Genomic DNA, 15,102 nt, shown 5'->3' with positions numbered 1-15,102 from the left:
CGTCAGCCTACGGCTGCCATCCCTCTTGCAAAGAGAGGAATTTAAATTGGCTTCTGCTTGATTCCTCTCTTTGCAAGAGGGATGCCAAGCTTGCGAGGCGGGGTGTTGAAATGCAATTTAAAATAACGGGTTAAAGGGTAACATATGGCAGATTATAAAAGCACATTAAACTTGCCGAAAACATCATTTTCAATGAAGGCAAACCTTGCGCAAAAAGAACCAATGCGCTTGAAACAATGGTATAGCGATGAAGCTTATCAACAAATTCGCGAGCATTTCACCGGAAGAGATAAGTTTATTTTGCACGATGGTCCTCCGTATGCCAATGGTGATATTCACGTCGGACACGCGGTCAATAAGATTTTAAAAGATATGGTGATACGCTCAAAAACACTCTCAGGTTTCGACGCACCTTATGTCCCAGGTTGGGATTGCCATGGCCTACCGATTGAGCTGCAAGTAGAGAAAAAACATGGTAAAGCGGGTGCCAAGATTAGTGCCAATGCTTTTCGTAAAGAATGTCGTAAATATGCTGCCAAACAAGTACAGCGCCAAATTACAGACTTTAAGCGTCTGGGTATTTTAGGCGACTGGGATAAGCCTTACTTAACCATGAACTTTGACTACGAAGCCAACATGGTGAGAACTTTAGGTAAGATTATTGCAAATGGTCATTTAACCAAAGGCTTCAAACCAGTCCACTGGTGCCCTGAGTGTGGCTCAGCACTTGCTGAAGCCGAAGTTGAATACAAAGATAAAATCTCACCTGCGATCGATGTTAAATTTGCCATCATTGAGCCAAACACTTGGGCAGAGCGCTTTGGTTTAGAGACTTTACCTGAAAACACATCTGCGGTTATTTGGACAACAACACCATGGACGCTACCCGCCAATCAGGCGATTGCCATGCATAATGAAATAAGCTATGCCGTAGTTAACTTCAATCATGATCAACATATTATTGTTGCTACAGAGTTGGTTGAGTCAATTATGAAGCGTGCTGGCATTGAAGAATATCATATCCTTGCCAGTGTCTCAGGTGATCAATTGACCGACTTAAAAGCACACCACCCTTTTTATAACCGGATCGTGCCCGTACTTCACGGTGATCATGTTACCGTTGATTCTGGAACTGGTCTTGTCCATACTGCACCGGCTCACGGGGTTGAGGATTTCGCATTAGGGAAACTGCATGATCTACCTGTTGACAACCCTGTCAACAACAATGGCTGCTATCACAGTAACACTGAGCTTTTTGCTAATGAATTCGTCTTTAAAGCCAATGATCATGTGATTGAAGTATTAATACAAAACAACGCTCTTCTTAATTTAAACAAATTAGAGCACAGCTATCCACACTGCTGGCGTCACAAAACACCACTGATTTTCCGTGCTACACCACAATGGTTTATCAGTATGGAAAAAAATAAGCTACGTGCGCGCGCTGAAGAAACCATCAAAGAAGTGAAATGGGTGCCAAGTTGGGGACAAAGCCGTATTGAAGCGATGATGCAAGATCGCCCTGATTGGTGTATCTCACGTCAACGCACTTGGGGTGTGCCTATTCCTTTGTTTATTCATAAGGAAACGGAAAGCTTACACCCGCAAACGCAAGACATTATTGAAAAAGTTGCTAATGCCATTGCCAAAGGTGGAGTGGAAGCTTGGTTTGATGCTGATGACAGTCAGTTCATTGCTGAAACCGAGGACTATCAACGCGTCACCGACACACTCGATGTCTGGTTTGACTCAGGCTGTTCAAACGCTTGTGTGCTTGAGCATAATGAAGATTTACAATTTCCTGCTGATTTATACCTTGAGGGTTCTGATCAGCATCGTGGTTGGTTTCAAACCTCATTGCTGACAAGCTTAGCGCGTCGCAATCAAGCACCTTATAAGCAAGTGTTAACCCACGGGTTTACCGTTGACGCCCATGGCAAGAAAATGTCTAAATCCCTTGGCAACGTTGTCTCACCACAGGATGTTGTCAACACATTAGGGGCTGATATCCTAAGATTATGGGTTGCAGCAACTGATTATCGCACTGAGATGACCGTATCTGATGAAATTCTCAAACGTAATGCTGATACTTATCGTCGCTTACGTAATACCGCACGCTTTTTATTATCAAATCTTGAGGGCTTTAATCCACAAACTGATTTAATCGACTTTGATCAGTTGGTGGCATTGGATCAATGGGCAATTGCCAAAGCAGATGAAGTGCAACAGAAAATTATTAAAGCGTATGATGAGTATAACTTCCATGTTGTGGCACAGCAGATTCATCATTTCTGCTCAATTGATATGGGCAGCTTCTACCTTGATGTCATTAAAGATCGTCAATACACAGCGAAAGCTCACGGTTTGGCACGCAAGTCCGCACAAACGGCAATGTATCATATCATTCATGCTTTAGTACGTTGGATATCACCAATTTTATGCTTTACGGCTGATGAAATTTATGATGCTATTCCTGGCGAGAAATTATCTTTTATTACTTGTGAGTGGTATCAAGGCTTATCACAAATGCCACAATCAGCTGAACTTGATCTGCCATTTTGGCAAACGATTCAAGAGGTGCGCACCGAATGCAACAAACTACTTGAAGCCAAACGTGCTGAGGGTGTATTAGGCGCTTCCCTTGAGGCCAATGTCACGCTTTATGCTAATGATACCTTACTAGCGCAATTAGCTAAACTTAAAGATGAGCTACGCTTTGCGTTGATCGTCTCTGATGCACATATTAAGCCATTAGCTGAAAAGCCTGAGTTTGCGCATGACTCAAGTATCAAAGGCTTAAGTATTGTTGTTGAGAAATCAGTGGCACAAAAATGTGAGCGTTGCTGGCATCGACGCGAAGATGTCGGCAGTCATAGCGAGTATGCTGATATTTGCGGCAGATGTATTGAGAACATTACTACTGAACAAGGAGAGATACGTGAGTTTGCGTAACAATCAACTGCGTTGGGTTATTTTAAGTATTATTGTCATTATTATTGACCTTGGTACAAAATACCTTGCCTCACAAAATCTAACTTATGGACAACCTGTTGAAGTCCTGCCCTTTTTCAACTTAACCTTATTGCATAATTATGGTGCGGCATTTAGCTTTCTAAGTAATGCTAATACCACATGGCAAGTGATTGTCCTCTCTGGCATCGCCCTTATTGTCGCTATTGTGATCTTAATATGGTTATCACGTTTACCTAAAGATAAAAACCTCACTGCTTGCGCTTTAGCACTTATCTTAGGTGGCGCCTTGGGTAATGTTTATGATCGTATGATCCACGGTTATGTCGTTGATTTCCTTGACTTTCATATCAACAACTATCACTGGCCAGCATTTAATATCGCAGACTCTGCCATTTGCATTGGTGCCGTGATTTTAATCTTGATAAGCTTTAAATCTAAAAAATAATGACTGAACCCTGCTAAATAAACGTTGACTGAGCGTCAGTCGAAGCCTTTTTTATATACTACAAGCACATACACCCTTCAACTTCGCTCAGGGTACGGTCTATGCTAAAGCAACAAAATCAAAAGATAACTGTTGGCTGAGCGTCAGTCGAAGCCATTTTACATACTACGAGCACACAGGCCCTTCGACTTCGCTCAGGGTACGGTCTATGCTAAAGCAACAAAATCAGAAGATAACTGTTGGCTGAGCGTCAGTCGAAGCCTTTTTACATACCACAAGCACATACACCCTTCGACTTCGCTCAGGGTACGATATTAAAAACTGCAAACTCAGTTTGCAATTTGCATGTAGATTTGCAAATACCATTTGCAATTTTTGGGATCAACACCCTATTTGACAAAATATTCTTTAAGAACACTATCTTTCCAATCATTTGGTGTAATATTGAGATTGTAATCACCCCAGCCATGCCCTGTACTCCAAGCTGTCCAACCAACAAAACCATAACCATTTGTCTTAGTATAAGCGTGTGTTTTCATATACGCTAAGAAGTCAGCTAATGGTTTAGCACAGCTAGCTTGGTCCTTCCCTACGCCAAACTCAGTAACTATTGCTTTAAATTTATTAGCTTTTAAGTAACTGACAAAAACATCTAAGTTAAAACCATTCGGACCTGTTGTTGTAATATCTTGCAAGCATTGATCCTGCGTACCACTAAAATCACTGTCCAAATATTGGTGCACATTGATAATCACTTGATTATCCAATACTTCGCTACTGACGCCCGCATTAAGAAAATTTTGACGCGTAAAAACTGTTGCATTACCCGCAGCATCCCAACTATGCAAACCTGAAAAATGAACTCCTTCAATTAATAACTTACCTTTAAATCCAGTATTTATTAGGCTTTTAATAACAGCAACCTCCATATCAAATACTTGCTGAGCTGTTAATTTCTCACCAGAGGCTGCTGATGGTTCATTCACTAAATCGAACATCAAATATTGTTCATTAATAGCAGGATCTTGCTTAATAGCACTGTATAACTTATCCCAAATATTGACATAATATTTTGGGTCTGTAACTAAAGCCCCTTGTGGACATTGCCCCTGCCCTGTACAACCAGCAACCTCACTACCTACTGCACTGTAATGCATATAGCTATGCAGATCTAAAATAGCGTAATATTTATGTGATGTGATTGTTGCTAAGGTTGGCGCCACTAAATTATTAAAATAATCCTGAAATGCCGTTTGATTATTAGAACTATTAATATCTTGATAACCATATGGTTGCAAATATGCCCAGCGCACTGGGACACGAATAGTGTTTGCTCCTTGATTTAAAAATTCAATGGTTGGCTTGTTATCGGCTCCACCATCAGATAAATCAGGAATAACACTGGCATTTGGCATTGTTGAGAATTCAAGCCCTGATAAATTAATACCTGTATACCAATCACCTGTTACTCGCGTATTTGTTGGGAAGCCGCTACCTGCAGGTAATATTTTAGTAAAAGCAACCTTACCATTAAATACATTATTGGTAATACTATAATCTGTTAGTTGGATATGTGAGTTATCGGCAGGCTTATATTTAACGTCACTACCACTTACATCTAACCAACCTAAATAAATATCACTATCTGCGCATCCCCCTAAGCGTAATGAAGCACCAAAGTAGTATTTATTACCACTAATTGCGTTCGGGTCTAACTGTTCTCCATGCTTCCATTCAGTAACTTTACCGTCTGAATCTTTAACACATAAAAGTGGCTGTTGTGCTTGTGGTAATAAGGCTGCATCATACAAGCCGCTGATATTATTTGTCATCACTGTAGCAAAACTATGACTTGCAGCTAAAACAGTTGCAATGGCTATTCCTTTGGCTAAAAATTTCATGAGTCTATCTCCTGTTATTATTTAAATCCCTTGCAATTATATGCATTAGTAACTCAAATTAAATATAGTTCATATGACTAAAAATGACTGATTTTTTAGCAAAATCACCAAAGAATTGTTGATATTGCTTCTTAAATGACAATTTACTGACATTAAAATAAATACCAATTGTTACTCATTTGAAAACAGACAATAGAGTATTAAATATATATAATTCGCATTCATTTCAAACACATTAAAAAAGGTCGCCTCTATGAGAGCAATACTTCTTGTCACTGCAAAAATGATAGCGATGATTATGCTAACAGAAAGTGCTTATCTTTATATGCCTGCGGGTATCCTGCGTATCAAACGGAGAATAAAGAAAAAATAGAAACTAACACCGATTGCAAAATTGCTTACCCAGCATATGAAATTACCCAAGAAATCAAAATCTAATAAATTAAGCACTGATCTCTTTTTTAAGCTTAACCATATCTAATGCGGCTTTTAACGCATACTTTCCTTTGTGACCTTTTTCACCACCGACACGTGCTAATGCCTGATCCTTATTATGCGTTGTCAACACGCCGAAAATCACCGGCAAGTCATAGCTCATCATCACATCTTGTGTGCCTTGTGATACTTGCATACACACGTAATCATAGTGATCAGTTTGTCCGCGAATCACACAACCCAACAAGACAATAGCATCATATTTCTTAGTTTTAGCTAGCTGCTTTGCCGCATAGGGCAGCTCGACGGCTCCTGGCACTTTGTAGACTTCTGGCGTTTTTATTGACTGACTTTGCGCCTCTTCAAGTGCGCCTTCTAATAACTTATCGGTAATTAACGCATTAAATTCACTCACAACAATCGCAATCTTTGGCATTATCATACTCCTTTTATGCTATGGTTTAGCCGTTGTTTTTTAGTTTGTAAATATCCTTTATTATGCTCATGCACATCTGACTCTGATACGAGCACCTGCACAGCAATACCCGCCTTTTGTAAAGCCTGCACCTTTTCTGGGTTATTTGATAATAATTGACATGACTTTATATCATAATATTTCAAGACTTGCAGCGCATGATCATAGCGACGATTATCTATTGGCAAATTAAGTGCTTCATTGGCTTCAACTGTATCCATACGCTCTGTCCGCTGCAGCTCATAGGCTTTAAGCTTATTCACCAAGCCAATATCGCGCCCCTCTTGCTCAAGATAAATCAAGATTCCTCCATGCTCGGCAATCTCGTGTAACGCATGATGCAGTTGTGATTGGCAATCACACTTTAATGAACCAAACAAGTCTCCCGTAATACACGATGAGTGAATACGCACCAGTGGATTATCTTTAATGTCTTTGCTTATAACTTTGATTTCACTTTGGGTTACCGGATCGATAAAAACACTCATCTCAAGCTCACCATAATCACGAAAAGGAATAAGGCTACTTGCCGCTTTTGTAATGAGCTTTTCCGTTGCTAAGCGATATAAACGAAGCTCCTCAATACTTAATATCGGCAAATCATGCACTAAAGCAAAGCGCTCAATCTCTTCGCCTTTCATCATGCTACCATCTTTATTCATCAGCTCACACAAGACTGCGGCAGGATGAAATCCTGCCATTTTCACCAAGTCAACACTTGCCTCTGTGTGCCCTTGACGCCCTAATACTCCATAATCATTTGCAACTAATGGGAAAATATGCCCAGGTCGACTAATATCACTAGGATCAACCTCAGGGTTTGACGCCACTTGAATCGTATGCGCACGATCTTTAGCAGATACACCTGTTGTCACCCCTTCTTTTGCTTCTATCGTGATAGTAAAAGGCGTCGTAAATTGACTGGTGTTTAAATCTGCCGGCACCATCGGATTTAATTGCAAGCGTTTGGCATGCGCTTTTGACATTGCCAAACAGACAATACCACTGGCATGTTGTAGCATTAAGTTGACATTCTCAATATTCGCAAGCTGCCCAGGGAAGATTAAATCACCCTCATTCTCGCGATCTTCATCGTCGGTTACGATAATACTTTTACCTTGTTTTAAGGCATTAACTGCCGCTTCAACGCGTGTTTTAATTCTTTGAAACATGTTGTATTTTCTCCATATAATGATGAATGTGTTTACCAATAGGATCCGCTTCAAGGTTGACCTTGGTGCCCACTTGATAATTCTTAACAATAGTGGCATCAACCGTATGCGGAATAAAAGTGACCGTAAAACAGTCATCTCTGACTTCAATCACAGTAATGCTCATACCATCAATGGTGATAAATCCTTTATTGACTAAATATCTTAATATCTCCGAAGGCGCAGAAATAGCGACAAGCCAAGCCTCTGCCTCATGGGTAATTGATTTCACTTCACCAACACCATCAACATGACCTTGCACCATGTGCCCGCCAATAAAATCATTTAAGCGTAACGACAACTCAAGATTAACGTGCGATCCGACAATGAGCTGTCCTAAGGTAGTTTTGCGCAGTGTTTCAGGTACCGCCTCAAAGCTCACTAACCCCTTTACTTTATCCAAAATAACGACCGTTAAGCACACACCATTAATGGCGATGCTATCACCTATTTTGCAACTTGCTAATTGCTCTGAGCGAATCACCAATGTCACCAGATCAGATCCTGACACAGCCTCAACTGTTGCCACTTCCTGTACAATACCACTAAACATAATTACCTCTTACGACCTCTTATTTTCTATTTTTCCTGCTTTTTCTATGCGTCCCATACAATAATAATCATTATTCAAAAAACCATTGTCTTTGATATTAATGCGCTTCTTGTGATTAAAATCAGCAATGATCATAGGTGCTACATAACTTTGCACTTCATCAACAAACTGTGCCTCAAAGAAAGCATTAAGCAATGTTCTGCCACCCTCAACTAAGACACTGGTAATACCTCTTTGCGCTAGCACTTTTAAGACCTCTTCAAGATCAGTCTCACCTTGATTCAGTGATACCTTAATGCACTCAATACCTTTACGCTCTAATGCATCAAGCGTATCTTGATCTGCTAAATCACTACTAATCACAAGACTCTCAATACCATCATTAAAAAGCGTTGCATCACATGGTAACTGGCAAGTTTTTGATAACACGATACGCAATGGATGTTTAATAAACTCAGCCTTTGAATACCTCACCGTAAGACTTGGGTTATCTTCAATCAGCGTCTGGCGCCCAATCATAATCGCATCAACGCTATTACGTAGATTATGCACTTGTTGCTGTGATGCTTGATTGGTAATTTGTTTGTTATCTTGGGGATGAGTAACCATCTGACCATCGAGTGACATGCCCCATTTGGCAATAACATATGGACGTTTATGGGTGTGATAATGAAAAAATATTTTATTCATGGCAGTCGCTTCATAACACATAAGCCCTGTTTCAACGACAATACCTGCTTGTTGTAAACGCTTAATACCTTTACCTGCTACTTGCGGGTTAGGATCAACACTTGCAACAACGACTTTAGCAACTTGTGCCGTAATCAAGCGCTCGGTACAAGCCCCTGTTCTGCCTACATGACAACATGGCTCAAGAGTAACATAAACAGTCGCACCTTGCGCACTATCCCCTGCTTGATCTAAGGCATGAATCTCGGCATGTTTATCTCCAGCAAAACGATGCCAACCTTCACCAATAATTTGACCATTTTTAACAATCACACAACCAACCATCGGGTTAGGTGACACAGTCAAAGCACCACGCTTTGCCAACACCAGCGCTTGAGACATATAAAAATAATCTGCTTGAAACACTTGCAATAATCACCTTTTTATTAATTTACTTAACTTCAGGGACAAGCAAAAGAAATAAACATATGCAAAATGGGTAAAAGCAACACATTGATAATAGGTTCAACATTCAACATTCAACATTCAACATTCAACATTCAATATTCAACATTCAACATTCAATATTCAACATTCAACATTCAACATTCAACATTTTAAAATATAATGCATTTGTACTTTACACATATGTTAATCATATTACTTCTTCTTTCATCCGGACTATAACCGTCGGCTCTGGAATCTCACCAGATCTGCTGACCTTTGACCTTAAAGCCAAAGCGCTCGTGGGCTTTTCTAAATATTTATAGAATTACCACCGGTGGGGAGTTTCACCCCGCCCTGAAGAACTAGGGTTGAATTCTACGTTGTTTTAAATGAAAAATCCAGAAGTGATAAGCACTGAACACAAATACGAATTGAATTTAGGACGTTTAATCCATAATCTGTACTGTATTATTTTATATCAATAGCTATAATCCACTGCAACACTCTTTGAAGATTAAGAACACCATTGGCAAAACGTAATTTAAGTAAACAACAGCTTCGCAATATCAAAGAACATAAAGCATCTAGTGACGACTTATCACATGCTTTGTCAGCGCTTGTGATATCACATCGCGGCAAACTCATTGAGCTTGAAAGCCAAACAGGTGAGATTATTTTTTGCCAATACCGTCAAAACTTAGGCGCCATTGTTGCAGGGGACAACGTACTTTATCTACCACAAGACAACAGTGAGTATGGTGTTATCTGTCAAATCTTACCTCGAAGTAACGCACTAATACGCCCTAGTAAACTCGCACACAACCACAAAACGATGGCAGCAAATATTGATCAGCTGATTATTATGCTTGCTGTTACCCCCCCGCCAATTGAGCATTATATCGATCGATATCTCGTCGCTGCACATCATATGAATATCAAACCCATTATTGTGCTCAACAAAATGGATTTATTTGATGAGTCTGACAATAAGGCACAGCTTGAGGCAATTATTCATCTTTATCGCGGATTAGATTATGAGCTTATTACTTGTTCTGCTTTATGTCATAAAAACCTTCAAGCCCTTAAAACGCTTTTACAACATAAAACTTCAATTATTGTTGGTCAATCAGGTGTTGGCAAATCTGAGATGCTTAATGCCTTATTTGGCAAGAATATAACCCTTACAGGTGAGATTTCTGAGCAAAACAGTCGCGGCAAACACACCACAACCAGTGCGCGATTATTTCATCTAGATCAAGATACCAATATCATTGACTCACCAGGCATTCGTGAATTTGGTATTTGGCATTTGGATAAAGCAGATATTTTTGCAGGATTTAAAGAGTTCGCACAACTAGAGAATGAGTGCAAATTTAGAAACTGTGAACACATTGAAAACACGAAAGGGTGTGCGATTAATGAAGCCATTGCCGCTGATAAAATCAGCAAGCAACGCTTTATCAACTATCATCGATTAATTCATGAACATTTAGAGTATCAAAATTAGATTTCCAACAACATTCTAGCGGGATCTTCAATCAACTCTTTAATGGTCTTTAAGAATTTAACTGAGACACTACCGTCAATAATTCTGTGATCATACGACAATGCCAAATACATAATCGGACGAACCACGATCTCACCATTCACAACGACTGGGCGCTCAACAATATTGTGCATACCTAAGATCGCGCTTTGAGGTGCGTTAATAATTGGCGTTGATAGCATCGAGCCATAGGTACCACCATTGGTAATCGTGAATGTGCCGCCTTGCATCTCTTCTAATGATAATTTGCCATCACGTGCTTTAATCGCCTTCTCGATGATGTCATTCTCGATTTGGGCAAAAGACTTTTGATCTGCATTACGAATCACAGGAACAACTAAACCGCGATCTGAGCCAACAGCCACACCAATATCAAAGAAACCGTGATAGACAACATCTGTGCCATCAATTGATGCATTAACTTCAGGGAATCGCTTTAATGCCTCTGTAGCTGCTTTTAAGAAGAATGACATAAAGCCAAGCTTCGCATCATGTGTCTTTTGGAAAAGATCTTTATATTGCTTTCTTAGATCCATCACAGGCTTCATATCAACTTCGTTAAACGTCGTCAAAATCGCATTGCTATGCTGTACTTCAACCAAACGTTTTGCAATCGTTTGACGCAAGCGAGTCATACGCACACGCTTCTCAGGACGATCACCCTCAAAGCTCATTGCATCAGTCGCTTGAGTTGTTGGCGCTTGTTTTGCAGCTTGTGTAGATACAGGCGCACTGACTACATCTTGCTTGGTAATGCGGCCATTTTTACCTGTGCCTTGTACATTATTCACATCAACGTCATTGGCTTTAACCGCGCGACGCACCGCAGGTGACAAATGATCTTGTGATTGCGCTTCTTTTACATCTGCTGCTACTGGAGCAACTACTGCTGTAGCACTCACGCTACCGGCACTAATCTTAGCAACTGCTTCAGCACTTAGTACCGTGTCACCTTCATTTTTAAGTTTTTCAGTCAATATACCACTTTGTGCTGCTGGCACTTCCATCATCACTTTATCAGTTTCGATCTCAACTAAAGTTTCACCTTCTTCAACCTGATCACCAATATTTTTATGCCATGTTGCTACTGTACCTTCAGCAATTGACTCAGGGAACGTTGGAGCATTAACCGTAACAGCTTCGCCAGTTGATGAAGACTCAGGAGCTACTACTTGCACTGCTTCAGCAGGCTGCTCAGCAGTTGGAGCATCACTTGCAACACCGGCAGTAATTGAACCAATCGTTTCTTGAGAAAGAACCGTATCACCTTCGTGCTTAGTAATCTCACCCATCGTACCAGCTGCCATTGCTGGGACTTCCATTACCACTTTATCTGTTTCAATCTCTGCCAACACATCGCCTTCTTCAACACGATCACCTGGCTTTTTATGCCATGTTGCAATTGTACCTTCTGCAATTGATTCCGGAAAAACAGGAACTTTTACCTCTGTCATGGTTCACCCTTAACTTTTTTATTTTACTTATTTTATCAACATTATTTAATTTACTATCTTTTACCATCTTTAGAAATGGATCTTATTTATCCAACTTCAATGCTTTAGCAACTAGCTCACTCTGTTGTGCATGGAATAATGACGGATAACCTACCGCAGGTGCTGCCGCTGCTTTTCTGCCAACATAAGATAAACTTTGGTCTTTACGCAATACTTTACGCAATTCATGCTGAATCATCCACCAAGCACCTTGATTTTCAGGCTCTTCTTGCACCCAAACAATGTCATTAATCGCTTCATAAGGCGCTAATACCTTATCAAGATCCACTTGCGGGAATGGATAAAGCTGCTCAACACGCACAATCGCAATATCTTTTACTTCTTTATCAATACGCTCTGCCAACAAATCATAGTAGACCTTACCTGAACATAGAATCACACGTGATACTGATTGCGGCTTAATATCTTCAACTTCGGCAATCACGTTATAAAATTGTCCATCAGCTAATTCATCCAGTGTTGAATGCACCATCGGGTGACGTAACAAACTCTTAGGCGACATCACAATCAATGGCTTGCGATATGGGCGCAACATCTGACGGCGCAACATATGAAACATTTGCGCAGGTGTCGTTGGCACACAGACTTGCATATTATCATGCGCGCATAATTGTAAGAAACGCTCTAGTCTTGCTGATGAATGCTCAGCCCCTTGCCCTTCTTGACCATGCGGTAAAAGCATGACAAGACCTGATAAAATACCCCATTTCTCTTCTGCAGCTGCAATAAACTGATCAATGACGACTTGCGCGGTATTAGCAAAATCACCAAACTGCGCTTCCCATATGGTTAACGTCTCAGGTGCTGAGCAGCTATAACCATAATCAAAACCAAGTACCGCATACTCTGATAATACAGAATCAATAATGTGACATTGCGCCTTGTCATTAATGTGTTGTAATGGCGTATAATCTGGCAATTCTGTTTTGCTGTAATCATAGTTATGTAACACTGCATGACGATGTGAGAATGTACCACGACCACAGTCTTCACCTGATAAACGAACATTATAACCTTCAGCTAACAACGTAGCATACGCTAAATTTTCAGCAAAGCCCCAGTTGCCTGGAATTTCTCCAGAAGCCATTTTAATACGATCATCAATTGCCTTTTTAACTTGGGGTTGTAATGTCAAATCAGCGGGCAAATCATTTAAGCTTTGAGCCAATTTCACCAATTGCGCTTTATCAATGCGCGTATCAACTGCTTGATCCCATTTTTGGTTAACATACGGACGCCAATCAGCAACACATTTAGTATGGCGCTCATGATGGTCACCAGTAATTATATCTGCAACTACTTCGCCTTTTTGTAAGCGATCACGATACGCTTTGGCCATTTGATCAGCTTGCGCTTTTGAAACAATACCTTCACTTTCAAGTTTTTTAGCATAAATAGTACGTGTTGTTGGTAATTTTTTGATAATGCTATACATCAACGGCTGTGTCCCTGATGGCTCATCTGCTTCATTATGTCCATGACGGCGATAGCACACCAAATCAATAACAATATCCTTGCCAAACATCATGCGGTAATCCATCGCAAGACCCGCAACACGTAGCACTGCCTCAGGATCATCACCGTTAACATGTAAAACAGGTGCTTCAACAACTTTAGCAATATCAGTACAATACAAGCTACTTCTGTTATCTTCTTTTTTATCCGTTGTAAACCCGACTTGGTTATTGATCACGATATGAATTGTGCCTCCAGTGCCATAGTATCTGGTTTGTGATAAAGCAAATGTCTCCATCACCACACCTTGACCACAAAATGCAGAATCGCCATGAATTAAAATCGGTACAACCTTACCCTGTGGATTATCATCCGCAAAACATTCTTGTTTCGCTCTTACTGCCCCTTCTACGACTGGATCAACAGTCTCTAAGTGTGAGGGATTAAATGCTAATGCTAGACGCACCTCATCTTTTGGTGTCTTATGCCAAGAGGCAAAACCTAAATGATACTTTACATCTCCTGATAAAAACTTTTTATCCTGTGCGCCTTCAAATTCTTTAAATAAATTCTCAGGTGATTTACCCATAATATTAACAAGGACATTTAAACGTCCACGATGCGCCATACCAAGACCAATCTCTTCAACAGCAACTTCGCCTGCTTTATTGATCATCTCATTAAGAGCAGGAATCATTGATTCGCCACCTTCTAATGAGAAACGTTTTTGACCAACGTATTTCATGCCAAGATATTTTTCTAAACCTTCAGCAGCTGTTAGACGATCTAGCAACCATGTTTTGCGCTCAACCGATAAATTAGGAATCTGTTTTTCAATACGCTGTCTAAACCATAGCTTTTCAGCCATATTGTTTAAATGCATAAATTCATAGCCGATGCTACCGGTATATACATGCTGCAATTTAGCAATGATTTCTTTGAGTGGTAACGCTTGATAGTCAGAAAAAACACCAACATTAAATTTTTCATTTAAGTTAGCGTTATTAAGTCCATGAAAATCAAGCTCAAGCTCGGGGGTTTCTTCAGGTTTTTTAATATTCAGAGGATCTAAATGCGAAACCTTGTGACCAATGCTGCGATACATATAAACAAGATCCATCACTGCTGAGACTTTATCACCACCATCAGGATAATTCCCTGAGTCAACAACCATCCCTTGAGGCGTTTTCAGTGCAAAGCGAAATGGGTTTTTGCTTAAAGCGATAAAGTCTTCACGAACTTGTGCGTGCGAGACTTCATGTTTATTGTCACGAATCGCGTCAAAATACTGGCGCCAACTACTATCTACTGAATTAGGGTCTTGTAAATAATCCTCATAAATAGCATCCAAGTATGCGCTACTACTACCGGATAGTTGCGAAGACTGCCACCATGAAGACATTGATTCTTGGGTTTCACTCATAGTTTCTACTCTTTTACTTTTTTTTAGTTTTTTACTAGTTCAAACAAAAAAGCAC

General features: G+C 40.2%; 10 protein-coding genes and 1 riboswitch. Of the genes, 3 read left to right on the top strand and 7 right to left on the bottom strand.

Annotated features, from left to right (window positions below):
• Positions 1-144 precede the first annotated feature (144 nt).
• Complete coding sequence (gene ileS, locus ACY10D_RS00705; protein ID WP_486998897.1) at positions 145-2,952, top strand: isoleucine--tRNA ligase; 2,808 nt, start codon at positions 145-147, stop codon at positions 2,950-2,952.
• Complete coding sequence (gene lspA, locus ACY10D_RS00700) at positions 2,939-3,418, top strand: signal peptidase II (protein ID WP_486998896.1); 480 nt, start codon at positions 2,939-2,941, stop codon at positions 3,416-3,418. The genes ileS and lspA overlap by 14 nt, the downstream gene beginning before the upstream one ends.
• Before the next feature lie 389 nt (positions 3,419-3,807).
• On the opposite strand, the gene ACY10D_RS00695 is transcribed toward lspA, so the two are convergent.
• From ACY10D_RS00695 to ribD, 5 genes are all read right to left on the bottom strand, one after another.
• Positions 3,808-5,319: a glycoside hydrolase family 5 protein gene (locus ACY10D_RS00695; protein WP_486998895.1), complete on the bottom strand. Its 1,512-nt coding sequence runs from the start codon at positions 5,317-5,319 to the stop codon at positions 3,808-3,810.
• Positions 5,320-5,761: 442 nt separating this feature from the next.
• Positions 5,762-6,190, bottom strand: coding sequence for a 6,7-dimethyl-8-ribityllumazine synthase (gene ribH / locus ACY10D_RS00690; RefSeq protein ID WP_486998894.1), 429 nt, complete (start codon positions 6,188-6,190; stop codon positions 5,762-5,764).
• 2 nt (positions 6,191-6,192) lie between these two features.
• A complete protein-coding gene (gene ribB / locus ACY10D_RS00685) occupies positions 6,193-7,401 on the bottom strand; it encodes a 3,4-dihydroxy-2-butanone-4-phosphate synthase (protein WP_486998893.1) in 1,209 nt (402 codons plus the stop codon).
• A complete protein-coding gene (locus tag ACY10D_RS00680) occupies positions 7,385-7,993 on the bottom strand; it encodes a riboflavin synthase (RefSeq protein ID WP_486998892.1) in 609 nt (202 codons plus the stop codon). The genes ribB and ACY10D_RS00680 overlap by 17 nt, the downstream gene beginning before the upstream one ends.
• Positions 7,994-8,002: 9 nt before the next feature.
• On the bottom strand, positions 8,003-9,088 hold the full coding sequence (gene ribD, locus ACY10D_RS00675; RefSeq protein ID WP_486998891.1) for a bifunctional diaminohydroxyphosphoribosylaminopyrimidine deaminase/5-amino-6-(5-phosphoribosylamino)uracil reductase RibD: 1,086 nt from the start codon (positions 9,086-9,088) through the stop codon (positions 8,003-8,005).
• Between the two features lie 234 nt (positions 9,089-9,322).
• Positions 9,323-9,475, bottom strand: a riboswitch (FMN riboswitch).
• A gap of 160 nt (positions 9,476-9,635) precedes the next feature.
• Here ribD and rsgA point away from each other — a divergent pair.
• The gene (gene rsgA, locus ACY10D_RS00670) at positions 9,636-10,616 is read left to right on the top strand and encodes a ribosome small subunit-dependent GTPase A (RefSeq protein WP_486998890.1); all 981 of its coding nucleotides are present in this window, start codon (positions 9,636-9,638) and stop codon (positions 10,614-10,616) included.
• Here rsgA and odhB read toward each other — a convergent pair.
• Positions 10,613-12,109, bottom strand: a complete 1,497-nt coding sequence (odhB, locus tag ACY10D_RS00665; RefSeq protein WP_486998889.1) for a 2-oxoglutarate dehydrogenase complex dihydrolipoyllysine-residue succinyltransferase — start codon at positions 12,107-12,109, stop codon at positions 10,613-10,615. The genes rsgA and odhB overlap by 4 nt on opposite strands.
• Positions 12,110-12,191: 82 nt before the next feature.
• Positions 12,192-15,047: a 2-oxoglutarate dehydrogenase E1 component gene (locus ACY10D_RS00660; protein ID WP_486998888.1), complete on the bottom strand. Its 2,856-nt coding sequence runs from the start codon at positions 15,045-15,047 to the stop codon at positions 12,192-12,194.
• Positions 15,048-15,102 lie beyond the last annotated feature (55 nt).

It is taken from the genome of Cysteiniphilum sp. (genome assembly GCF_057495195.1).
This window is presented reverse-complemented; position numbering and strand designations above follow the sequence as displayed.

Bases quoted from the DNA above. Each gene is read 5' to 3' on its own strand.
- ribH (WP_486998894.1), bottom strand. From the start codon at position 6,190: ATGCCAAAGATTGCGATTGTTGTGAGTGAATTTAATGCGTTAATTACC.
- ACY10D_RS00680 (WP_486998892.1), bottom strand. From the start codon at position 7,993: ATGTTTAGTGGTATTGTACAGGAAGTGGCAACAGTTGAGGCTGTGTCA.
- ribB (WP_486998893.1), bottom strand. From the start codon at position 7,401: ATGTTTCAAAGAATTAAAACACGCGTTGAAGCGGCAGTTAATGCCTTA.
- ACY10D_RS00695 (WP_486998895.1), bottom strand. From the start codon at position 5,319: ATGAAATTTTTAGCCAAAGGAATAGCCATTGCAACTGTTTTAGCTGCA.
- ileS (WP_486998897.1), top strand. From the start codon at position 145: ATGGCAGATTATAAAAGCACATTAAACTTGCCGAAAACATCATTTTCA.
- odhB (WP_486998889.1), bottom strand. From the start codon at position 12,109: ATGACAGAGGTAAAAGTTCCTGTTTTTCCGGAATCAATTGCAGAAGGT.
- ACY10D_RS00660 (WP_486998888.1), bottom strand. From the start codon at position 15,047: ATGAGTGAAACCCAAGAATCAATGTCTTCATGGTGGCAGTCTTCGCAA.